We start from the raw sequence: 24,279 nt of genomic DNA on the forward strand, positions 1-24,279 counted from the left end.
GGAGACTTAGCTTTGCAATTTAGAATTAATCTAACTTAAGTTAGTAATGCAGCAGTACACAAAAGCCTTTATATCTATATTTTCTCTCATCGGATTTTCATCCGTTGCACAGCAAACGGTTACCGATACTACTAAGACATCTAAGGTCAACCAACTTGAAGAAGTGGTAGTAACCGGACAGATAGAGCCACAATCCATAAAAAAATCGGTGTTTAATGTTCGTGTAATATCAGCACAGGACATACAGCGCCAGGCGGGGAACAATCTGGCTGATGTGTTAAATCAATATTTAAACATTACAGTATCGCCAAATAGTTCTGCCGGACGCTCTACAGTGAGTATGTTTGGCCTTGACAGTAATTATTTAAAGGTATTGGTAGATAATGTACCCTTGGTTAGTGATACAGGCTTAGGAAACAACGTAGACCTTACACAGATAAATCTTGACGATGTTGAGCAGATAGAAATTATTGAAGGCGCTATGGGAGTAACACACGGTGCTAATGCAGTAGGGGGTATCATTAATATCATCACAAAAAAATCGGCAAAGCATAAGTGGGAAATTAGCGCTACCGTACAGGAAGAATCTATTGGTGATGAGTATGCACTGTTAAAAGATAAAGGGCGTCATATACAGGCACTTAGATTAGGACATACTATTAATGACAATTGGTTTGTATCAGTAGGAGCAAACAGGAATGACTTTACAGGTTTTACAGACGAAAGAGGTGGCCGTGATTTTACAGCCTATGAAGGAATTGATCTGGAGCATCAGCGAGGGTACAGCTGGATACCTAAAGAACAATATTTTACAAATGCTTTAGTGCGTTATCAAAAGAATAACCTGCGTATATTTTATAAATTCGATTATTTTAATGAGGCACTGGACTTTTTCAATCCCATTGTTAAAAACGAATTAGTTGGCCTTGATACCTACAGGGTATCTAACGACAGGCGTTATGATACTAATAAATTTTATCACCATTTAAATGCTGTTGGTAAAGTTTTTAATTTTAATTATAATGTTTCGCTTTCGCATCAAAAACAAAAAAGAGATGCTGAAGATTTTAAATATTATATTCAGACAGGAGAAGAAGCGCAGAATAAAAAATACACCTATCAGGAAACGGAGGTATTGTATTCTACCGGTACACTAAGTAATTTTTTTGACAATAAAAAAATGGACCTGCAGGTAGGGTATGAATTTGTAAATACAAATGGTTATAGTTCATCGCTTTCAGGTAATTTTAATGGTGGTAATCAAGAAGGTGTCAGCCTTAAGAAAAGATTAGAGAACTATGATGTCTTTACAGCATTAGAGATGAGTGTTACTGACAGATTCTCAATCCGTCCCGGATTTAGATATTCATTCCAGTCTAAATTTGAAGACCAATGGGCTGCTTCATTGGGATTAAGGCAGTTATTTAATAACGGATATGAAGCAAGAGCTTCTTATGGAAGATCTTACCGTACACCTACTTATGATGAGCTATATACTTACTTTGTAGATTCTAATCATAACCTTCAGGGTAATGCAAACCTAACGCCTGAAAGTGCTCATTCTTTTGAACTAAGTGCTAAAAAACAAACGTTCTTTGATTCTGGCCTTCAGTTAAGCAATACTATTTCAGCAAGCTATTTAAATGTAGCCGATCGTATTGAGCAGGCTGTTGTTGCAGTAGTACCATCGTTACAATACAAGTATATAAATATAAATAAATATCAAATGTGGGATGTTTCATCTACACATCAGCTTACCTATAAAAACCTTCAGGTAAAAGCAGGAGTTTCTTTTATGGGAATATCAAGGCAGTTAAACAGCGGCGTTATTGTTTCAGACGATAAATTCCTATATAATTTCCAGTTCAATACAAACATCGCTTACTCGGTTCCGCAATGGAATACTGTTTTCTCTGCTTATTACAAATTTAATGGCAGACAGCAGCAATTTGTTGAAGACGGATCATTAAACGACCCTAAATACATACTACAGGAAATAGAATCTTTTGGACTGCTTGATGCTTCTGCAAAAAAATCCTTCTTTAACAAAAGGCTCGACGCTACCATTGGTGCACGAAATATTCTGGATGTGATCAATATCAGGTCTAGTGTAGCGTCCGGAGGTGGAGCTCACTCTGCAGGTACCACAAATATGCTTATGGGCTATGGGCGGTCTTATTTCTTAAAACTCACGTATAATCTTAATTTATAATAAAATGAAAAAATTAGTTGTTTTATCATTTGCATTCTTAACATTAACTGCTTGTAGCAGCGAAGATAATAGTCATATAGATCCAATAGTAACAGGGCCTTCTTCAGGTTCTATATTTGGAACTCCGGAAAAACCACTTGATCTAGGCGGTGCAACAGAAGGTAATCAGGTATATGTAGACCTTAGTGGCGAAACAGCTGCTCCGGCAGCAAGAGATGCTTGGGATTTAGGTTTTTATTCTGGAGATCAATTTAGAGTTGTTATAAATGGGTCTTTAATGATGGCAACAAAACAGCTTGCTACTACAGATATAAGCCTTCCTCAGGAAATAGATGCAACAGTAGCAGTAGGAACGTTCCAGGTTTCTAACCTAGCTTTTATAGACAATCCTACAGGTGCACTTGACGGAACAGCTTTTGGTACTATAGCAGCAAGCGAAGCTGCTGCAAAAGTTTTTCTTATCAACTTAGGTAAATCTGTACCTACTGAAGCTCCTGCTTTAGGGTCTACTAATGTAGCAGGTGAAGACAGAGGATGGAAAAAAGTAAAAGTATGGCAGGACGCGGCAGGCTATAAAATGAAATATGCTGATCTTAATTCGGCGACTGCAACAGAAGTTTCTATAGCTAAAGATGCTGTATACAACCATGTGTTCTTTAGTTTTGCTAAAGGTACAACTGTAAAGTCTGAGCCTGTTAAAGCTAAATGGGATATGAACTTTACCACATTTACAAATGAAGTATTTGATAATACAGGTGTGTCTGCCGGTGCTTATTTCTTTTCAGATTTTGTAGTTATTAATAATAAAGCGGGTGTTACTGCATTTAAAGTAGATGGGAATAAAGCTGCATTTGATGCCTTTAATCTTGCAAGTGTAACCTCGGGTAATTATACATTTAGCGATGATCAGAGAGCTATTGGTCCACATTGGAGAGATGTATTAACAAGAGTGGTTTTTGATAATGTTTTCTTTGTTCTTAAAGATGCTGAAGGAAATATGTATAAAGTTAAATTTATTTCAATGCTTAGTAAAGAAGGAGAAAGAGGATTCCCTATTTTCCAGTATGAATTACTGAAATAAAAAGATATAGTTTTAATGAAAAAATCCCGGCAGGTTTGTGTTATCCTGCCGGGATTTTTTTATGTCTAATATTTAAAAATAAAACAGCTAAGACTTTTTTTGCAGATGAATCAGGAAACGGGCGTTCAGTATAAAATAACGCGTAGAATCGCTTTATTTTGCTGAATAGAGGTAAGTCAAAAGAATGTTAGTAAAAGAGATTAAAGCATGAAACTAAAAAAGCCGCTCTCGTTACGAAAGCGGCTTCTTTGAACTATATAACTAAAAAATGGATTATAATGTAGCAACCAGGTCTCTCCATCCTTGTAATTCAGGAACTCCCGGTTTTCTTTTTCCAAAGAACTGAACGATGATCTCGCCCATTTCATTGAATACTTCAATTGCTGTTACATCGCCATCTTCTGTTGGTTTGCGAACAATCCATGTCTGAGCGATCTTGTCTGTATCAAGGTGTAGGTTAAAGTCAGGATCCATAACGTTATACCACTGGTTGTGCCACATTGTTTTGCGCACAGTACCTGTGTGTATCTGTATGTTACCTCTGTTACCTACAAAGCACATAATAGGAAGTTTAGTTTCTGCTGCGCCTTCAAGCATTTTAACAATTGCTTCTTTTTCTACTTTTTTAGCAAACTTTTCGTTTGGCGCAAGGCGAAGTGCCTGTGTTCTTGTAACACCAAATTTCTTAAGCATACCAAAGAACGCGTGTGTGTCTTTTAAACCTTCCCAAGCTTCCTGGAAAGCTTTAACATCGATATCAGCATCCGGTTTCTCATCAAGGATAAGCGGTACTTCTACTGTAGTTTCTTCTGTACCCTGATTGTCTGATTTAAATTGAGCAACAAGTGCATCAAATGCAGCTTCGTCACTGTCTTTAGTTAAGTATATTTTGTGGATAGCAATACCGTCTTTTCCAAAGAACTGAAGGCTTTTTCTATCACCGTGCTCTGATTTTTCTGCTACTGCAAATGCTTTATCCCAATGAGAGATAAAAATACGCATATCGATATCTTCACCTACAAAAAGACCTGCAAAAGGAGAGCTGAAGTCTGGGTTAAGGTAAACACCTTTACGTTCATGAACGCACTCGTCATTACGTGTAAGACCCATTACTTTACCAAGTTTTTGAACTTCAGTAAGTATCGCCGCAAATTCCGGGCGAAGGCGTGTTACTGTATCTCCTGTGCTTAGTGCTACTAATTCTGCTTCGCTAACGCCAAGCTGTTCTGCTGCATTTCTTATTCTTAAGTGCGGGTTATCAGCTTTAAGTGCTTCCCATTGTGATTTTAGAGAATTTGTCATTGTACTCATAATGCTATAAAATTAAGTTCCAAAAATTATTAACGGATTTTGATTGACCGGATTAGTACAGATAGTGCATGGAAAATTATACACCCTGCTTATTATTTCTTTTGTAAATACAGTACCGGGCACATCATGTGCCACGATTTTACCTTTTTTAAGCAGCATTACCCTGTCGGCAAATTGTGCTGCTAAATTAAGGTCATGCAATACCATAACAGCTGTATTCCCTTTTTGGGTAAAGTTTTTAATGGTTTGCAATATACGGTGCTGGTGCAGCACGTCAAGATTATTTAACGGCTCGTCCAGAAACACCAATTTTTGTGCCACATTGTTGTCCAGCTGTGCAAGCACCCTGGCAAGATGCACCCGTTGTTTTTCTCCGCCCGAAAGCGAGTTGTAGTCCCTTTGCCTCATCGAAGCCATATCTGTCTCTTCAAGGGCTTTTATAACTGCTTCTTCATCCTGTTTTTGAGGAACAGAGTTAAAGTAAGGATAACGCCCCATCATAGCCACATCGTTTACTGTTAAGGGTATGTCATGGCTGTTGTTTTGCGAAAATTTGGCCTTACTGTGTGCCAGTTCTTTACAGTCCCAGTCGTGAAAGGTCTTTTTCTTGAAAAAGATAAGGTCTTCTTTATTGGTAAGTTCGTTAGCCAGCATGCTAAGCAGGGTTGATTTTCCTGCTCCGTTTGGACCCACGATAACCAATAATTCTCCGTTGTTTACAGTAACATCGATATTTTCCAAAATGGAAAATTTGCGATGGGCATACGATATGTTTTGAGCTTCTAACATGGTCTTCTACATTGTTTTCCTGCTTCTTATCAGAATGATTATAAAAATAGGCGCTCCCATAAAGGCCGTTAATATCCCTATCGGAATTTCAGACGGCGGTGCCATGGTCCTGCTTATAGTATCGGCAGTAAGCAGTAATATACTGCCAAAAACAGCCGATAACGGTAAAATGATATGGTAATTGGAACGGAATATCAGGCGAAGTATGTAAGGCACTATAAGACCTACAAAACTAATTGTACCTGCAAACGCTACACAAGTCCCTATCATTAAGGCGGTTAAGATAACTATTTGTTTTTTAATGCGCTCTACCGGTATGCCTAAATGTTCGGCATCTTTTTCACCTAACATCATGGCATTTAAAGCTTTTCCTTTTGGCAGAAGCACAAAATAACACACGGTAATTACTACAGCAAGGATTCCGTTTTTAGTCCATGAAGCACCACTAACGCTGCCCAGATTCCAAAAAGTAAGATCACGCAGCTGCTCTTCTTTAGAGATATAAATCAGCAGTCCCATAACAGCAAAGCCCAAAGCAGTAACGGCAACTCCGGTAAGGAGCATAACCACCACATTAGTCTTACCGTTTGTAGTAGACATCCTGTAAACTAACAGCATGGTAAGTAATGCACCAATAAAAGCCATAAAGCTTAACAGCGAAAAATGGAAAACCTCAGGTATATAAGGCTTAATATAAACGCCAAGCACTATAGTTACCGCTGCAAAAAGCGATGCGCCTGCTGTAATTCCCAATAAATCGGGGGTGGCAAGCGGGTTACGGAACATACCTTGCAAACAGGTACCTGATACTGATAGGGCACTCCCAATAAGAATTGCCATGACAATACGCGGCAATCTAAGGTCCATCAGTACAAAACGGTCACTGTCTGAAATGCTGCCGTCGTTATTAATAAGGCCGGAAAAGATCTCGGTAAACGAATGTTTTTCAAAAATATATACACCCATATATAGCGAAACTACCGCCAGCAGTGCCAGCAGTAGTAAGCTAAGTATTAGGTATAACGGTAGTTTATTTTGCATTTTCTAATAAAAGGGTGTTCAGTTTAACAGCACCTTCGCCAACGCGAGGGCCAAATCCTGAAAGTAATGCGCCATCCATGGCAAGAACTTTTTTGTTTTTACCTGCGTTTGTTTTGTCAACTCCAGGTATTTTAAGTACACCTTGAGGTCCACCTAAGCTTCCTATTCCAGAATCAAAAAGTAAAATAACATCCGGGTTTCCTTTTATAAGAGCTTCCGGTGTAAGTGGTTTAAAATCTTCAAAATCTGTAACAGCATTTTTACCGCCAGCAAGAGCGATCATTCTTTCTACAGGTGTACTGGTACCCGCCACCATCATCATGTTAGCACCACGTGCATAAATGAACAATACTTTTGGCGCAGCTGCAATAGGCTTTACGTTTTTAAGATCGGCATCAATTTTATCCTGTAATGCTTTAGCTCCGTCGTTGTTAAGCGCTTTAGCTACATCGTCAATAAGTTTTTTAGAACCGTCTGCCGTAAATTCCTGTGCAAATACTTCTGTCTTAACTCCAGAATTTTTTAGTTTTTCCAATAATTCAGGACTCATGTCCTTATCTGTTGCTAAAATAAGTGTTGGCTTTAATGCCATAATTGCTTCTATAGAAATAGAACGTACATGACCAAGGTCTTTAGCTGTAGTTTTTAAACTTTCAGGGTAAGTACTGGTAACATCTACACCTACAATTTCTTTTTCGTGGCCAAGAGCGCTTACAATTTCTGTAACGGCACCGTTAAGCGACACGATTTTGTAGGTTTCAACTTTAGCGATAGTATCGGTTTTTACCGTAGAATCGTCAGTAGTTTTGGTTTCTTTTTTACAAGAAACAGCTGCTACAAGCATAAAAGCAGCGACTAGTATTGTATTGATTTTTTTCATTATAAAAAACTATTGTTTTTAATTAATCTAAATTAGCGCAAACTTACTCCATAATTCCCAACCTGCAAAACCAAAAATGGTTAAATTTAGGACGCTCAAAGGTATTTGGGCTTTTAAAATTCAACTCTAAAAGGGTCAAATTTTAAATTGAGAGGACTATGTGGTACTTCAAATTGTTCGAATTTCACAATAAACCCTTTGAATTGTACTATACGGCTGATTGCTTACAAGTTACCTTTGACAGTGAATAAAATAGAAATAAACAACAACATTCATGGATATCAAAAATGCAAAAGTACTTATTACGGGTGGAAGCAGCGGGATAGGGTATGAAACAGCCAAAATGCTAAAAGAAGCAGGGGCACAGGTAGTTATTTGCGGCAGAAATGAAATGGCAGTTAGTAAGGCTGCAAAAGAATTGGGTGTTTTGGGCTTTAAAGCCGATATTGCCAATGAAGAAGATATCAATGCGCTGTTTGCTTTTGCAATAGAAAAACTGGGCGGACTTAATGCTTTAATCAATAATGCGGGTATAGGCTACATGGCACCTCTTGTAGAAACCACGACTGAAGATTTTACCAAAATTTGGGAAACCAATGTGAGAGGTGCTTTTTTTGCGGGCAAAGCAGCAGCAAAATATTTCATCAGCCAAAATACGGGTAACATAATCAATATATCTTCGACTGCGGGGCAAAAAGGATTTGCCAATGGATCGGCTTATGTGGCAAGTAAATTTGCACTGTCAGGACTTACCGAATGCTGGAGGGCAGAACTTAGAAAAAACAACATTAGGGTAATGCAGGTAAATCCAAGCGAGGTGATTACCGAATTTGGCACTAAACTAGGCTATGAACACAGCAATGTAGATCATAAATTAAAGCCAGCAGAAATTGCTCATGTAATTGTGTCGATGTTATCTATGAACGATGTAGGCTTTATTACCGATGCCTCTGTTTGGGCAACCAATCCATAAAAAACAACTAACAAAAAATAAGAATTATGATCCAATCTAAAGGTTATGCGGCACAGGATGCCGAAACAAATTTAGCTGCCTGGAATTTTGAACGCAGGGAAGTAGGTCCGCACGATGTTTTGATCGAGATAACCCATTGCGGTGTTTGCCATTCCGATCTTCATCAAATAAAAAACGATTGGTTTCCGGGTATTTTCCCAATGGTTCCCGGTCATGAAATTGTGGGTAAAATTACAGCAGTTGGTGCACACGTTAAGAAATTTAAAGAAGGAGATCTTGCCGGAGTAGGCTGCCTTGTAGATTCATGCAGAACCTGTGATAACTGCCAGGACGGTTTAGAGCAATACTGCCTTAACCACAGTACGCAAACCTATAACTCAATGGGTAAAGACGGGCTGCCTACTTACGGTGGATATTCAAATAACATTGTTGTGCACGAAGATTTTGCACTTCATATCTCTAATAAATTATCGCTTGCCGCTGTAGCACCATTACTTTGTGCAGGAATTACTACTTACTCGCCATTGCGTCATTGGAAAGTGGGCAAAGGACATAAACTGGCCGTTTTAGGTCTTGGTGGTTTAGGACACATGGGGGTAAAATTTGGAGTAGCTTTTGGAGCTGAGGTAACTGTTTTGAGTACATCTCCATCTAAAGAAGCCGCTGCAAAAGCGCTTGGAGCACATAAATTTGTGGTAACATCAAACCCAGATGAGGTTGCGGCTGTAGCAGGATCGTTTGATTTTATCCTGGATACGGTATCTGCACCACACGATATTAATTTATACCTGTCGCTGCTAAAAACAAATGGAACACATATTTGTGTAGGAGCACCGTCTGAACCATATGAGATCCCGGCATTCTCGCTTTTAATGGGAAGAAAAAGCGTATCGGGATCGGGTATCGGCGGACTTCCTGAAACTCAGGAAATGCTTGATTTTTGTGCCGAGAACAATATCGTATCGGATATTGAACTGATCGACATAAAAGATATTCATAACGCTTATGAACGCATGCTGAAAGGCGATGTGCGTTACAGATTTGTTATAGATATGGCTACGCTGTAAACAGTAACAGGCCTAAAGCAATTCAAAGCGGCAAAAGGCACTACTTTTTTGTTGCTTTGAATTGTTTATTTTTTTCGAAGCATCTTATAAAAATCGTCACCCTGCTTTTTATAAATTTTATAATTGGCTTTGGCTATAGAGTCCAGCCATTTACTTTCATAATAACACAAACAGTGTTTTAATACTTTTTTGCCATTACCTCCTTCGGCAACTTTTCCTTCGCGATCTGTAGAATCCTGTTCTATTTGTCTTACTGACTGTAACGCAAGGCTATCAACCAAATCATAGGCATTTCCAAGTATAGGTTCGGCAAAACCATTCATGTCATCTGCAATCAATTTTTTTATCGCTTCGGTATCTTTATAACCATGGATCAGGCACTTTTCTAAGTACTTAATTTTAAAATCGCTCAGGTATATTTCTTTATAAGCATTGTCATTATTTCGGGTAGACGAGCAGGAGCATAAAATAAGCAGCAATAAAAGTGATAATTTTTTCATATTTAATGAATTAGGCGGTCTGAAAAATGTAAATAATGCAACCATAAAGCGCTGCTTCTTAAATATTAGCTAAAACGGCTTTTTTAAAAAAACATGCCGTAAATTTGCAGTTAAATTTGTTATACTGTTGTATAGCACATGCATTAACTCAGAAAATACACAAATGTTAGATATACAGGCAATCAGGAATGATTTTCCGATACTTACCCAAACTGTAAACGGCAAACCGCTCGTTTATTTTGATAACGCAGCAACATCACAAAAACCACAGGTAGTTATAGATGCTATTAGTAATTATTATGGAACTATAAACGCAAATATTCACCGTGGTGTGCATACACTCAGCCAGCTGGCTACAGATGCTTATGAACAATCAAGGCAAAAAATACAAACGCATTTAAATGCCAAACACAACTACGAAGTATTGTTTACTGCCGGTACTACCCACGGTATTAACTTAGTGGCTCATGGTTTTGCAGCATTTGTAAAGGCAGGCGATGAGGTTATGGTCTCTGCAATGGAGCACCACAGTAATATTGTGCCTTGGCAGATGTTGTGCGAGCGTACAGGTGCTAAGCTCACAGTTATCCCAATGAATGAAAAGGGCGAGCTTATCATTGAAGAATTTGAAAAACTGCTTACCGAAAAAACTAAGATCGTTGCGGTAAACCATATCTCAAACTCATTGGGTACTATAAACCCTATTGAGCATATTATTAAAAAAGCACACGAAGTGGGTGCTGCTGTACTTATAGACGGAGCACAGGCAGCTCCGCATTTAAAGATCGATGTTCAGGCGCTGGACTGTGATTTTTATACTTTTTCCGGACATAAAACCTGCGGACCAACGGGTTCAGGGGTATTATATGGTAAGGAAGAATGGCTGGAAAAACTACCTCCTTACCAGGGTGGTGGCGAAATGATAAAAGAAGTTACTTTCGAAAAAACCACCTATGCCGGTCTGCCTCATAAATTTGAAGCCGGTACTCCGCACATTGAAGGTGGTATCGTTCTGGGTACGGCAATAGATTATCTTAATAGCATTGGGCTGGATAATATTATGGCTTATGAGAATGAACTGCTGCGTTATGGTAACGAAAAGCTTCAGGAAATAGAAGGCATCAGGTTTATAGGCACAGCCACAAAGAAAACATCGGTAATATCGTTTAACGTTGGTGAAATACATCCGTATGATATTGGCGCGATTGTTGACAAGATGGGTATAGCGGTGCGTACAGGCCACCATTGTACACAGCCGGTTATGAATTTTTTTAATGTGCCGGGTACTGTGAGAGCGTCGTTTGCTTTTTACAATACAAAAGAAGAAATCGATGCACTGGTTTTGGCTGTGCTAAAAGCACAACGAATGCTGGGATAATAAATAGAAGACCACTAACCACTAACAAAAGATAAAATGAAAAAACTGGGATTATTATTACTGACTATTATTTTTACTGTAGGCTGTTCTTCAACAAAAACGGCAGTTGCTAAAGACGCTGTGAAACAGGAGAAAAATACCGATAAACTTTCGTTTGAATATGAAGCATCAACGCGTGGCGCATATAAAAAAGTGGTTATAACTAAAGATAGTACTGTTACTATTCATGATCATGAAATGAAAAATGTAACAACAAAGCCTACTAAGAAAGCGGATTGGGATATTTTGAATGCGGCTTATAACAAAGTGAGAGATCAGCGATTGAATCTGGATGAGCTTAAAGCACCGTCTAATAAAAGTTTTTATGATGGAGCTATGGGAGCGAATCTTAAAATTATAGTATCAGATCAAATATTCGCTACACCTACTTTCGATCATGGTAACCCGCCTGCAGAAATTGCCGCTTTGGTTAGTAAAATAGTATCGATGTCTGATTTATCGAAGAAGTAATATAGAATGAGCATAAAAGAAATACAAGACGAGATTATAGACGAGTTTTCTATGTTTGAAGACTGGGAAGAGCGTTACCAATATGTAATAGATCTGGGTAATTCGCTTCCGTTAGTAGACGACCAGTATAAGACCGAAGATAATATTATTAAAGGATGCCAGAGTAAAGTATGGCTGCATGGTGAACAGCAGGACGGAAACATTGTTTTTACTGCCGATAGCGATGCAATACTTACTAAAGGTATTATAGCCATACTGATAAGGGTTTTCTCGAACCAAAAACCTACAGATATCCTTGAAGCCGATACCAAATTTATAGACGAGATCGGTCTTAAAGAACATTTATCGCCCACACGTGCCAATGGCCTGGTGTCGATGATTAAACAAATTAAAATGTATGCACTGGCTTTTAGTGCAAAAAGTTAAAACACATTATGGAACAAGAAATAGACACGGCTCAACTGGGTGAAGACATTGTAAAAATGCTTAAAACCATTTATGACCCAGAGATTCCGGTAGATATATATGAACTGGGACTTATTTATGATGTAATGGTAAATACAGATCTGGAAGTAAAGATATTAATGACACTTACATCGCCTAACTGCCCTGTTGCAGAGAGTCTGCCGTTAGAGGTAGAGCAAAAAATAAAAGGAATTGAAGGTGTTATTGCTGCTGAGGTTGAAATTACTTTCGATCCGCCTTGGACCCGTGACCTTATGAGCGAAGAAGCAAAGCTGGAACTGGGAATGCTTTAAAAAAACAGTGTCACATTGAGCTTGTCGAGAGTATTTTTACGGTAAGTAATGCTTTGACAGGCTCAGCATGACTCCTCCCGATTTTAGAATTCAATTAGAAACGGGGAAATTAGAAACCAGAAATCATGGAAGAACAAGAAATAATAAACCGTGTTGCAAACAGCGTCCTTCAGGTATTTGATCTTGAAGATTATTATCCGTCAGGAGAACGTGCAGCATTAGATATATCAGGCTGGTTGTGGGAAGGTTTTGTGCTTCGTGAAAAAGAATTTCGCGATACACTTAAAAACCATGACTGGGAGCAGTATAGCGGTAAGTATATTGCCTTGTATTGCAGTACCGATGCCATTGTACCGGCATGGGCTTATATGCTTGTTACGGTCTCGTTACAGCCTTTTGCTAAAAAAGTAGTACAGGGCAGGGTAGAAGACATTAATATTCAGTTATACCAGGAAATCCTTAATACCTTAGATTATAGCGAATATGTAGATAAGCCTGTAATAATTAAGGGCTGTTCTAAAAAACCCGTACCGCAGGAAGCATATGTTATGGCTACTGTAAAACTCATGCCGATTGCTAAAAGTATCATGTTTGGAGAGGCATGTTCATCTGTGCCATTGTATAAAAGAAAGTAAGATTTTTAACAAAAACACTAAGGTTTTTAACACAAACGCAGGGATTAGGTTTTTTTTATTAATTATATTTGTGTAAACACAAATTAAATATGAAGAAAAAACTACTATTCTTATTTTCCCTGTTGGGTATGCTAAGTGCAAACGCACAGGATCCTGTGGCTGCTGTTCAGGATACTTTAGGTCCATGGACAACTAAAGGGAATGCTACGCTGTTGTTTAACCAATCTACTTTTAGTAACTGGGTTGCCGGTGGAGAGAACAATATCGCTGCAAGCATCGGTGTAAACTATGACTTTAACTACAAAAAAGGCGAATGGTCGTGGGATAACAAGGTTATTGCATCTTACGGTATTGTTAAAACCAAAACAACGCCTTTTGCTAAGAAAACTGATGACCGTTTAGAACTTAATTCTGTATTGGGGAAAAAAGCATCAGAGAGATGGTACTATTCTGCATTCCTTAATTTTAAAACACAGTTTACCAAAGGTTACGTTTACGGTAAAGATGATTTTGGTGCAGAAATAAGAGATGAGTATACTAACTTTTTATCTCCGGGTTATTTACTTGTAGGTCCTGGTATGATGTACAAAAGAGACGATAATTTTAGGATAAACCTGTCTCCGGCTACGTCTAAATTTACATTCGTAGATTCTAATATGACATTGCCTGACGAAGCTTATTTTGGGGTGAAAGAAGGAAAATCAATGCGTTATGAACTGGGTTTTAATGCCTCTATGTATTATAAGCTTGATGTTATTGCTAATGTAACTTTCGAAAACATCCTTAATTTATATTCTAATTATCTGGAAGATCCTCAAAATGTGGATTTAGATTACCAGCTTAATGTTGTAATGCGCATTAATCGTTACCTAACCACAAACCTTTCGTTCCAAACTATTTATGATGACAATGCTTATCAAGGTTTCCAGGTGCGCCAGGTATTTGGTGTAGGAGCAAATTATGGCTTCTAATCTTTTATAGATATACTTAAATAATACACTATATATGTATATATAAAATAAAAAAATCCCGCGATAGCGGGATTTTTTTATTCTTTCTCTTCAGCAAGATTCTCTTTATAATCTGGATAAAGAAATTTGTTATAAGGGAAGCGGGAAATATGAATTTCTCTTACAGCTTCATATACTTTTTCCCTAAACTCTTCAAAATTCTCTTTATTTACTGCCGATATAAACAGTGCATTACTTTCGCCAACATTACTCATCCAGGTTGCTTTCCAATCTTCCAGTGTGTTATGTTTGGTTGTCTTTTCTGTTATTAAATCGTCTTCCTCTATAGTAAGGGGTTTGTAAGCATCAATTTTATTGAATACCATAATGGTTTTCTTATTGTTACTTTTAATGTCCTGTAATATTTGATTTACCGATGCAATATGTTCTTCAAACTCAGGGTGTGATATGTCTACAATATGTAATAACAAGTCGGCTTCACGAACCTCGTCAAGCGTACTTTTAAACGACTCGATAAGCTGTGTAGGAAGTTTCCTGATGAATCCAACAGTATCAGACAGTAAGAATGGCAGGTTTTTAATAACTACTTTTCTCACTGTAGTATCCAGGGTCGCAAACAGTTTGTTTTCTACAAAAACCTCACTTTTACTTATCACATTCATAAGTGTAGATTTCCCTACGTTAGTATACCCTACAAGAGCAACTCTTACCATGGCACCGCGATTACCGCGCTGTACAGACATTTGACGGTCGATGGTTTTAATTTTCTCCTTTAATAAAGCAATACGGTCGCGCACAATACGTCTGTCGGTCTCGATCTCTGTTTCACCGGGGCCACGCATACCAATACCACCACGCTGACGCTCAAGGTGAGTCCACATACCAGACAGCCTTGGTAACAGATATTGGCATTGTGCCAATTCTACCTGAGTACGGGCATAGGATGTTTCTGCACGTTGTGCAAAAATGTCCAGTATCAGGTTGGTTCTATCCAATACTTTTATGTCCAGTATCTTGGTTATGTTTTTTTGCTGGGCAGGTGTAAGTTCATCATCAAAAATGATGGTGGTAATATCGTTTTCCTTTATGTATAGGTTTATTTCTTCAATTTTACCCGTACCCAGAAACGTTTTTGGGTTAGGTCGTTCCATTTTTTGTGAAAAACGTTTCACTACTTCGCCACCGGCTGTAAAGGTTAGAAATTCAAGTTCGTCAAGATACTCGGTTAGTTTCTCCTCGTTTTGATTTTGGGTGACAACACCTGCAATTATCGTTTTTTCGAATTTAATTGACTCTTTTTCAAGCATAATTTTGTTATAAAAATGTAAAATTACAAAAATAAAGGCATAAGATTTTCTAAAAACCTTGCGAATCCTCGGTTTTTCAATAAATATGTTAAATTTCACTAAAATGTTATGTATATGTTATATTTTTTTAAATTTGGAGATTAAATTTAGCTAAACCATAAATTATGAAAAAAATTACGTTAATGATCATCGTATCGTTGATGTCCTTTTTGGGTTATGCGCAAGGACTGCCTCTGGAGATTTTTGATGCTCCATGGACAGTAAACGGGGCCAGCCTCGAAAATGCGCCACCTGGATGGATTGTCAATAACCGTTACGGGATTAACAAGCAATGGATTCAGACGATTCCAGGAAATGCGTCTATGGTGCCCTATCAGGGTATCGGACATTCAGCTTACATCGACAGAGAGCAAGCTGGAGGAGCAGGTACAATACCAGAAGACTGGTTAGTTACCAAAGAATTTATAGTGCCTGCAAATGGTGAACTTACTTTTGTATCCAGGCTGACGATTCAGCAGGATCAGGGAAGTGTTTACAAAATTAAAATTATTGAGATAGGGGGAACTTCGGGGAATCCTACAGGAGTAGCACCTCCTCTTGATAGTTATGTTACTTTGCAGACATTAACGGAACTTCAAATGAACCCTTCTCAACAGGATTGGGCAAACAAAGCGTTTGCTATTCCAGCAACATATACCAATAAAACGGTACGTATTGCTTTTGTAATGGAAGGTGATTTTAAAGACCGTTGGTTTATTGATAATGTAATGGTAGCCGCGGCATGTGTGGCTCCGGTTACACTTACAGTAAACAATGTAACTTTAGGAACAACAACAGCTGAACTTAGCTGGATAAGCCCGGGCGTAAGCAAATGGGATGTTGATATTGTTCTGGACTCACAAGCTCCAACAGGAGTAGGTGTAGAGTACACAGGAACATTGCCTTATTTAAAAACAGGCCTTCTTGAGTGTACTTCTTACAAATACTTTGTAAGGGCAAAATGTGATGGTGGGGGAATAAGCCCTTGGCAGGGGCCATTTTTCTTTAAAACAAGATGTTTAGGAGAAAACTGTGCTAGTCCAATAGTTATTCCGCCGGCACTTCCTTATAGTACAAATAATACTACTGCAGCGTTTACAGATTTCTATGAAGGCACACCTGGAACAGGTTGTGTTGGTACTGGAAATTATCTTGCTGGTAATGACGTAGTGTATAGTTTTAAACCTGCTGTTACAGGTCCATTAAACATTACACTTAGTAATACAGGTGGCCCTGCAGGTATGTTTATCTACTCTAGCTGTGCTAATATCGGAGTTAGCTGTATCGCAGGTGCTGTTGCATCGGCTACAGTTTCTGGAGAGCTTCCGGCATTCCCGGGTGTTGCAGATACTACTTATTATATAGTAATCTCTACAAACGGTACTCCGCAAACAACAAATTATACTTTAACGATTCAACAGGCAGCTTGTGCTAAACCTACTGGCGGAACCGCAGTAGCAGCAGCTACAACTGCAGACCTTTCATGGACTGCTGGTACTGTTGGAGCTACTCAATGGGAAGTTGCTGTTCAACCGGTAAATAGTGGTATTCCGGCAGGTGCTGGTCAGCCAACAACGGTAAACACGAATTCTCCGGTCAATATGACAAACGCTGGAGTACCTCTTACAGTTGCTACTGCTTATGAATATTATGTTAGAGAAAAATGTGCATCTCCTGCAAATACTTTTAGTATTTGGGCAGGACCATTCCTGTTTTCAACAACACAGGTGCCATCGCCTTTAGACTATGCCGAAAACTTTGATGCAGCCACACATGGCTGGGCATTAAGTAACGGTAACCAAATCAATAAATGGTATGTGGGTAGTGCTACAAGCAACAGCCCGGGTAAATCATTATATATTTCTAATGATAACAGTATAACGAACGCATATACTACAACATCTGCTTCAATTGTTCATGCATATAAAGATGTTATGCTGCCAGCAGTTGTTTCAGATTTAAGCCTTAGCTTCGACTGGAAATGTCTTGGTGAAGGAACTGTAGATTATGTAAGAGTATGGTTGGTTCCTGCTAGCTTTACTCCTACTGCAGGTACAGGAATTACTGCAGCAACAGATCGTATACAGGTTGTAGCTACCCTTAACAATTCAGGTACATTCTGGAATACAAGTAACAGTGTAATTAATGTTGCCGGTATGGGCGGTACTGCAAGAAGACTTGTATTTGAGTGGAGAAATAATGCAAACTCAGGTTCGCAGCCACCGGCAGCAATCGATAACGTTAATCTTAAAGTTATTACCTGCCCTCAACCTACTGCACTTGTTTTAGGTACATTTAATGATACGGCTATACAGGTAAACTGGACAGCTCCTGCACCGGCACCGGCTGGATATGATGTTTATTATTCTACAACGAGTAATACACCTCCTACAGCTGCGACTTTGCCTCAGGTAGAAAACGTACCAACGCCTACGTATACATTTAACAATCCTACTCCTTCTGCAACATACTATGTGTGGGTAAGAAGTAATTGTGGATCAACAGATAAAAGTTTCTGGACAGGACCTATCAGCTTTAATACGCCACAAGTTCCTGCTACAATGAACTATACACAGAATTTTGATCTTGGTGCTCACAACTTTACATTATCTAATGGTACACAAACAAATAAGTGGGCTGTAGGTACAGCAACATTTAATAGCCCGGGCTCTTCTTTATATATATCAGAAGATAATGGTGCAACAAGTACTTATAATGTAAATACAACTACTGCAGTTCATGCTTATAGAGACATTCAGATGCCTGCAACCGTAAACCAGTTATTACTGAAATTTGACTGGAAATGTATGGGTGAAGGAACAACAAATCCTCTGGATTATATTAGAGTATGGATCGTACCAGTTACATTTAGTCCAACTCCTGGTGCTGGAATTACTGCAGCAGCAGACCGTATAGCGGTAACTGGAATGCTAAATCAGTCTGCCGATTGGAAAACAAGTACAAATGTATTAACAGTTCCTACTTTTGGCGGTCAGGTAAAAAGACTTGTTTTTGAGTGGAGAAACGATTTAAGTGTAGGTGTTATGCCTGCAGGAGCAGTTGATAATATTAACCTTTCGGTTATTACATGTCAGGCTCCATCTGCACTAGTACTTAACTCTACAACTTTAGGTTCAGCAACATTTAGCTGGACAGCGCCTACTCAGGTACCTGCTAGTTACGATTACTATATCTCTACGGGAACTACTCCACCATCAGATGCTGAAGTAGGTGTAAACGTACCAACAGGAACAACGGCTACTCCTGGTGGCTTAGCAGAGTCTACAAGTTATAACGTTTGGGTAAGAAGTCATTGTGGAGGCACAGACGGAAACAGTTTCTGGATAGGCCCACTGAACTTCCTTACACCGCAGACTCCTGCGACAATGGATTATACTCAAAACTTTGATGCCGGTGCACATGGCTGGGCATTAAATAATGGTTCTCAGGTTAATAAATGGGTTGTAGGTGCTGCAACAAGCAATAGCCCTGCTAACTCTTTATACATTTCAAATGATAACGGAGTAACTAATGCTTATACTGTTGGAACTACAGCAGTAGTACATGCATATAGAGATATTCAGTTACCAGCTGTTTCGGAGCAATTATTACTTTCATTTGATTGGAAAAATGCCGGACAGGCAAATACTGATTATGTAAGAGTATGGATGGTTCCATTAACGTATAATCTGGTACCTGGTACACAAATTACTGCAGCAGCAGATCGTGTACAAATAGGAGGCAACTTTAGTGATTCTGCTACTTGGAAAACTTTCCAATCGGTGGTTTTTGCTAACGCTTATGCATCACAGGTAAGAAGACTTGTGTTTGAGTGGAGAAATGATAACTTCTCTGGAACACAGCCACCGGCAGCTATAGATAATATTAATCTTAAGTATATCCAGTGTCCTCAGCCTTCTGCTTTAATATTAACAGGCACAACAACAGTAACGGCTGATTTTTCTTGGACTGCACCAATAACTACTGCACCAACATATGATGTTTATTATTCTACAGATCCTACTGCGCCAACAGCGACTACAGTACCTAATGGAGGTACAGCTGTAGTTCCAACAAACGCAAGTATATCTGGTCTTGAAGATGGTGTAAACTATAATGTTTGGGTAAGAAGTAACTGTGGCCCGAATGGCACTAGCCTTTGGATAGGACCCCTTAATTTCAACACAATGCAAATCCCTGCGGATTTAAATTATGTTCAGAATTTTGATGGCGTTGCACCACACAAATGGATGTTGAATAACGGTACACAAACTAATAAATGGACAGTAGGTACAGCTACATTTAATAGCCCTGGAAAATCATTATATATTAGTAATGATAATGGTGTAACTAATAACTACGATACAGGTTCACAATCTACTGTGCATGCTTACAGGGATATTATGATTCCTACTGGAGCAAACATGGTAGATATATCTTTCGACTGGAAAAATGTTGGAGAAGGGACATTACCTGGAACAGTATGGGATTACATCAAAGTTTGGATAGTACCTGTTACGTTTAACCCAACTCCTGGTACATTAATTACTGCAGCTGCAGACCGTATTCAGCTTGGAACTGTACTAAATCAAAGTCCTAACTGGAAAAATGCACTGTATGTTTACAACGCAGCAGCTGTTGCCGGACAACCGGTAAGAGTTGTGTTTGAGTGGAGAAATGATACTAGTGGAGGTACACCGCCACCGGCAGCTATCGATAATATCGATATCAGATTGTTAACATGTCCTCAGCCAACTGCGCTTCAGGTACTTGAAAAAAGTATGACAACTGCTAAATTAGCATGGACAGAAACAGGTACAGCTAGTAGCTGGGAAGTATATGTAGTGCCTGCAGGACAACCTGCTCCAACGGCTACTACTGATGGTGAAGATGCAGCAACTAATCCATATGTGTACTCAACAGGTTTACAGTCTGGTACATCTTATGAATATTATGTAAGATCTGTTTGTTCAACGACTGATAAAAGTCGTTGGAGTGGGCCTTTCGCCTTTAACACGACTATTTGTGAACCTATAGATCAGTGTTCTTATGACTTCATCTTAACCGATTCAGGTAACAATGGATGGCAGGGGAATGTAATGAGAATTACACAAAATGGAATTCTTGTAGGAACTCTTGGACCTCAAATTACAAATGGCGGACCAACAACTGTTTCTATACCTTTATGTTCTGGAATACCGTTTGAAGTATTCTGGGTAAATGCTAAAAACAGTACTCCAACGGGATCTAATTTTAGCCAGATTGGTTTACAAATTGTGAATCCGTTTAACGGGCAAACTGTATTTAACAGAATTGCGGGATCGCCGGCACTAAACATGGGTACTGTAATTTATACAGGTATGGCTTATTGCCAAACAATTACTTGTGCACAGCCTACGGCCTTAGTGAGTGAAAGCGTACCGAATGCTCCAAATACTACAAAATTAAGATGGACTCCAGGTGGTACTGAAACGAAGTGGGAAGTTGTTTTCCAGCCTCAAACGGCGAATTTCCCTTCTAACACACCTCCACAATCTATAATTGTAGATGGTAATCCTAACGTAGTAATACCAGATCTTGTATCAGGTCAATTATACGAGTACTATGTAAGAGCTATTTGTGATCCTAATAGCAAAAGTTTCTGGTCTGGACCACTTTACTTCTCGATCTTTACACCACCTGCTTGTGCAGATGTAACTGTATTGGATCCGGATTTAGTGATAATAGCACCGGATACTGAATATGTAATTTGTTCTGGAGACGAACTTAACGTAGACTTTAAAGCTAGTTATTTCCAGGCTTCACAAACTACATCATATGGTGTAACAAGTATTCCTTATGCACTACCTTTCCCTACAACAGGAGGAACAATAATGGATATTACTACAGATGACCAGTGGGCTCCTGTAGCACAACTTCCATTCGAATTCTGTTTCTTCGGACAGGCTTATAATAGAGCTCAGGTTGGTTCTAACGGGGTAATTAGTTTTGATGCTAATTATGAAACAGGTGTTAACTGTGCATACGACTTTAACAATGCACTAATACCTAGTACAACGTTCCCTATTAAGAATGCTATATATGGAGTGTACCAGGATATTGACGTTAAGAAACTAGCGGCTCCTTTTGCACACCCTGAAATTAATTACCAAGTAATTGGTAACTACCCATGTCGTGCATTTGTGGTTAACTTCTCTGAGATTGCTCAATTTGGTAGTGATTGTGCCGTAGATCCGGCAATTGGTGCTCAAACTTCGCAAGTAGTTATCTATGAAATAACAAATATCATAGAGGTATATGTGAAAAATAGAAAAGCTTGTTTAGCTTGGCAAGAGGGTGATGGAGTTATTGGTATCCAGAATGCTGCGGGTACTGTAGGTTATGCACCTCCGGGAAGAAACACAGGACCATGGAATGCTGAGTTAGAAGCATGGAGATTCACACCAAACGGTGCTGTTTCTACATCTACATTCGAATGGTTAAAAGATGGTGTACACTATTCTGATAACACTGATATCACTGTAACAGCAACTCAAGCTGGAACAACTACAATGACTGCACGTGCAACGTATAGTCTATGTAATGGTGAAGAAATGTTAAGAGAGAGTAACTTTGTTATAAAAGTACAGGAAGAAATCATTACTGCTCCACTTAAAAACCTTATAGGTTGTGGTAACGGTGAAGATGTAACTTTCAACCTTAACAATGCTCTTGTTGATATCGTTACTCCTGAAGATTATACTTTCACTTTCTATGCAACAGAAGCTGCTGCACAAGCGGGTGGTGTAGATAATCTGCCAACACCAACTGCATACGTAACAAATCAAACTGTTACAGTATGGGTTAGAATATTGAAAAACGGTTCACCATGTTTTGTTGTTAAATCGTTTACTATTACTATTGCTAATAATCCTCCGCAATTTACAGTTCCAACTGAACTTAGGTTATGTGCAGGTACATCAGGTACTATATCTGTAGTTCCGGATGCTCCAACATTACCAGGCGGATTTGATCTTGCTGATGCTACATACTCATGGAAACTTGACGGAGTCGCGCTTCCTGATACCACTCCTACTATTACAGTTAGTGTAGCTGGTGTGTATGAAGTAACAGTAAATAAGAGCGGTTGTATTAATACAAAATCTACAACTGTAATAATTACACCTATGCCGGTTGTTGTGGCTCAAGACGACGTAACTCGTTGCGGATCTTTCACACTTCCTATTTTAACTTCGGGTAACTATTTTGAACAAACAGGTGGTGTAGGACCTTTAAGTGCTGGCGATGTTATCGAAGCAACTAAAACAATCTTCGTTTATGCAGAAAGTGGCACAACGCCAAACTGTACTGCAGAAGATAGCTTTGTTGTAACAATCGTTGCTGCACCAGAAGTTGTTGACATTGCTGATGTTGTTGTATGTGATACTTATACACTTCCTGCGATTACTGTAGGTAACTATTTCACTGAAACACAGGGAGCAGGTACTATGCTTAATGCTGGTGATGTAATTAACACAGTAGGTGTAACAACAGTATTTATCTATGTAGAAAATGGTACAGCACCAAATATCTGCTCAGATGAAGAATCGTTTACAGTTACTATATCTGGTACACCAGTAGTTGATACTCCTGCAAACGTTGTACAGTGTGTTAGTTATGAACTTCCTGCTTTAACTGCAGGTGCTTACTTCACAGGTGCAGACGGAACAGGAACAGCATTAGCTGTTGGTTCTCTAATTTCATCGACACAAACAATCTATGTATTCGCTAAAAATGGCGATTGTACTGCACAGTCTTCATTTATAGTAACGATCATACCTTCGGCTGTAATTACTACAGAGAAAGGTTGTGAAGGAAATGTATACAATGTTAAAGTTATATTTGACAAAGACGGAGCATACAATGTCGATAACGTAACTATAGAATGGACTAACAGTGCCGATGTTAAAGTTGGATCTGAAGCTACTCTGGCAGTTACAGAACCAGGTATTTACACTGTGACAGTAACTCCTTTAGGAGGAGTTGAATGCCCTGTTAGCAGTGATGTTATTGTTGATTCTACAACTTGTGATATCCCTAGAGGTATCTCTCCTAACGGTGATGGACTGAATGATAGTTTTGATCTTACAACTTTGAAAGTGAAAAAATTAGCGATCTTTAACCGTTACGGACAAGAAGTTTATAGCAAAGGTAACTACACTAAAGAGTGGGTTGGCCAAGGCAGCAACGGTAATGAATTACCTACTGGAACTTACTTCTATATGATTGAACGTCAAGGTGGCGAAAGCGTTACCGGATGGGTTTATATCAATAGACAAGAGTAACAATAAATATTAAAAAGACGTAGGCCCCCGCCCAAAGCGGGGGTCTGCTCTTTTAATTTGAATCAAAGAAACACACAAACATATATGAAGAAACTTTACTTTGCAGCATTATTGGCTCTGGGGGGACTTGCAGATGCAAACGCACAACAGGATCCTCACTACACACAGTACATGTATAACATGAACGTGATTAACCCTGCTTATGCAGGTTCCAAGGAAAACCTGTCTTTCGGTTTGTTATACCGTAAGCAATGGGTTGACATTGAAGATTCTCCAACAACAATGACCTTTTCAGGGAGCAGCCCGGTAGGTAAAAATGTTGGTTTAGGATTATCTGTAATCAATGACAAGATTGGACCAGTTGAAGAAACAAACGTTTACGCCGATTTCTCGTACACACTTAACCTTGGCGGCGAGCACCGTTTAGCCCTTGGTTTAAAAGCGGGTATAACCCTGCATGATGTAGGTTTGTACAGTGATATTGGTAACGGTCACGTTCCGGA

The 24,279-nt window shown here is 38.9% G+C and carries 18 protein-coding genes; 12 read left to right on the forward strand and 6 right to left on the reverse strand.

Annotated features, from left to right (window positions below):
* Window positions 1-46: 46 nt before the first annotated feature.
* Together EPI11_RS11250 and EPI11_RS11255 are read left to right on the forward strand one after the other, a co-directional pair.
* Window positions 47-2,212, forward strand: coding sequence for a TonB-dependent receptor plug domain-containing protein (locus EPI11_RS11250; protein ID WP_128390067.1), 2,166 nt, complete (start codon window positions 47-49; stop codon window positions 2,210-2,212).
* A gap of 4 nt (window positions 2,213-2,216) precedes the next feature.
* Window positions 2,217-3,293 (forward strand): HmuY family protein, encoded by a 1,077-nt coding sequence (locus tag EPI11_RS11255; protein ID WP_128390068.1) that lies wholly within the window; start codon window positions 2,217-2,219, stop codon window positions 3,291-3,293.
* A gap of 273 nt (window positions 3,294-3,566) precedes the next feature.
* On the opposite strand, the gene EPI11_RS11260 is transcribed toward EPI11_RS11255, so the two are convergent.
* The 4 genes from EPI11_RS11260 to EPI11_RS11275 are packed head-to-tail and all read right to left on the reverse strand — an operon-like array spanning window position 3,567 to window position 7,314.
* Window positions 3,567-4,604, reverse strand: coding sequence for a hemin-degrading factor (locus tag EPI11_RS11260; RefSeq protein ID WP_128390069.1), 1,038 nt, complete (start codon window positions 4,602-4,604; stop codon window positions 3,567-3,569).
* A gap of 12 nt (window positions 4,605-4,616) precedes the next feature.
* A complete protein-coding gene (locus EPI11_RS11265; protein WP_128390070.1) occupies window positions 4,617-5,393 on the reverse strand; it encodes a heme ABC transporter ATP-binding protein in 777 nt (258 codons plus the stop codon).
* Between the two features lie 6 nt (window positions 5,394-5,399).
* On the reverse strand, window positions 5,400-6,434 hold the full coding sequence (locus EPI11_RS11270; RefSeq protein WP_128390071.1) for a FecCD family ABC transporter permease: 1,035 nt from the start codon (window positions 6,432-6,434) through the stop codon (window positions 5,400-5,402).
* Window positions 6,424-7,314, reverse strand: coding sequence for a heme/hemin ABC transporter substrate-binding protein (locus tag EPI11_RS11275; RefSeq protein WP_128390072.1), 891 nt, complete (start codon window positions 7,312-7,314; stop codon window positions 6,424-6,426). Before EPI11_RS11275 ends, EPI11_RS11270 begins: the two co-directional genes overlap by 11 nt.
* 274 nt (window positions 7,315-7,588) lie before the next feature.
* On the opposite strand from EPI11_RS11275, the gene EPI11_RS11280 reads away from it, so the two are divergent.
* On the forward strand, window positions 7,589-8,287 hold the full coding sequence (locus tag EPI11_RS11280) for an SDR family oxidoreductase (RefSeq protein ID WP_128390073.1): 699 nt from the start codon (window positions 7,589-7,591) through the stop codon (window positions 8,285-8,287).
* A 26-nt stretch (window positions 8,288-8,313) separates the two neighbouring features.
* Window positions 8,314-9,354 (forward strand): NAD(P)-dependent alcohol dehydrogenase, encoded by a 1,041-nt coding sequence (locus EPI11_RS11285; RefSeq protein WP_128390074.1) that lies wholly within the window; start codon window positions 8,314-8,316, stop codon window positions 9,352-9,354.
* Window positions 9,355-9,419: 65 nt separating this feature from the next.
* Here the strand turns inward: EPI11_RS11285 and EPI11_RS11290 are convergent, their stop codons facing one another.
* Complete coding sequence (locus tag EPI11_RS11290) at window positions 9,420-9,854, reverse strand: hypothetical protein (protein ID WP_128390075.1); 435 nt, start codon at window positions 9,852-9,854, stop codon at window positions 9,420-9,422.
* Window positions 9,855-10,017: 163 nt separating this feature from the next.
* On the opposite strand from EPI11_RS11290, the gene EPI11_RS11295 reads away from it, so the two are divergent.
* The 6 genes from EPI11_RS11295 (at window position 10,018) to EPI11_RS11320 (ending at window position 14,106) form a co-directional block, all read left to right on the forward strand.
* Window positions 10,018-11,232 (forward strand): aminotransferase class V-fold PLP-dependent enzyme, encoded by a 1,215-nt coding sequence (locus EPI11_RS11295; RefSeq protein ID WP_128390076.1) that lies wholly within the window; start codon window positions 10,018-10,020, stop codon window positions 11,230-11,232.
* A 36-nt stretch (window positions 11,233-11,268) separates the two neighbouring features.
* Window positions 11,269-11,742 (forward strand): hypothetical protein, encoded by a 474-nt coding sequence (locus tag EPI11_RS11300; protein ID WP_128390077.1) that lies wholly within the window; start codon window positions 11,269-11,271, stop codon window positions 11,740-11,742.
* A 6-nt stretch (window positions 11,743-11,748) separates the two neighbouring features.
* A complete protein-coding gene (locus tag EPI11_RS11305; RefSeq protein ID WP_128390078.1) occupies window positions 11,749-12,168 on the forward strand; it encodes a SufE family protein in 420 nt (139 codons plus the stop codon).
* An 8-nt stretch (window positions 12,169-12,176) separates the two neighbouring features.
* On the forward strand, window positions 12,177-12,500 hold the full coding sequence (locus tag EPI11_RS11310; RefSeq protein WP_128390079.1) for an SUF system Fe-S cluster assembly protein: 324 nt from the start codon (window positions 12,177-12,179) through the stop codon (window positions 12,498-12,500).
* A 125-nt stretch (window positions 12,501-12,625) separates the two neighbouring features.
* Entirely contained in the window at window positions 12,626-13,135 is a 510-nt protein-coding gene (locus tag EPI11_RS11315) for a DUF2480 family protein (protein ID WP_128390080.1), read from the forward strand.
* Window positions 13,136-13,224: 89 nt separating this feature from the next.
* The gene (locus EPI11_RS11320) at window positions 13,225-14,106 is read left to right on the forward strand and encodes a DUF3078 domain-containing protein (RefSeq protein ID WP_128390081.1); all 882 of its coding nucleotides are present in this window, start codon (window positions 13,225-13,227) and stop codon (window positions 14,104-14,106) included.
* A gap of 77 nt (window positions 14,107-14,183) precedes the next feature.
* Here EPI11_RS11320 and hflX read toward each other — a convergent pair whose 3' ends face one another.
* Window positions 14,184-15,413, reverse strand: coding sequence for a GTPase HflX (gene hflX / locus EPI11_RS11325; protein ID WP_128390082.1), 1,230 nt, complete (start codon window positions 15,411-15,413; stop codon window positions 14,184-14,186).
* A gap of 164 nt (window positions 15,414-15,577) precedes the next feature.
* On the opposite strand from hflX, the gene EPI11_RS11330 reads away from it, so the two are divergent.
* Both EPI11_RS11330 and EPI11_RS11335 read left to right on the forward strand, forming a co-directional pair.
* Window positions 15,578-23,776: a fibronectin type III domain-containing protein gene (locus EPI11_RS11330; RefSeq protein ID WP_241657617.1), complete on the forward strand. Its 8,199-nt coding sequence runs from the start codon at window positions 15,578-15,580 to the stop codon at window positions 23,774-23,776.
* 84 nt (window positions 23,777-23,860) lie between these two features.
* Window positions 23,861-24,279: PorP/SprF family type IX secretion system membrane protein (locus tag EPI11_RS11335; RefSeq protein ID WP_164879158.1), on the forward strand; the 419-nt coding region annotated here is incomplete at its 3' end.

It is taken from the genome of Flavobacterium cerinum (assembly GCF_004028155.1).
Classification (GTDB): domain Bacteria; phylum Bacteroidota; class Bacteroidia; order Flavobacteriales; family Flavobacteriaceae; genus Flavobacterium; species Flavobacterium cerinum.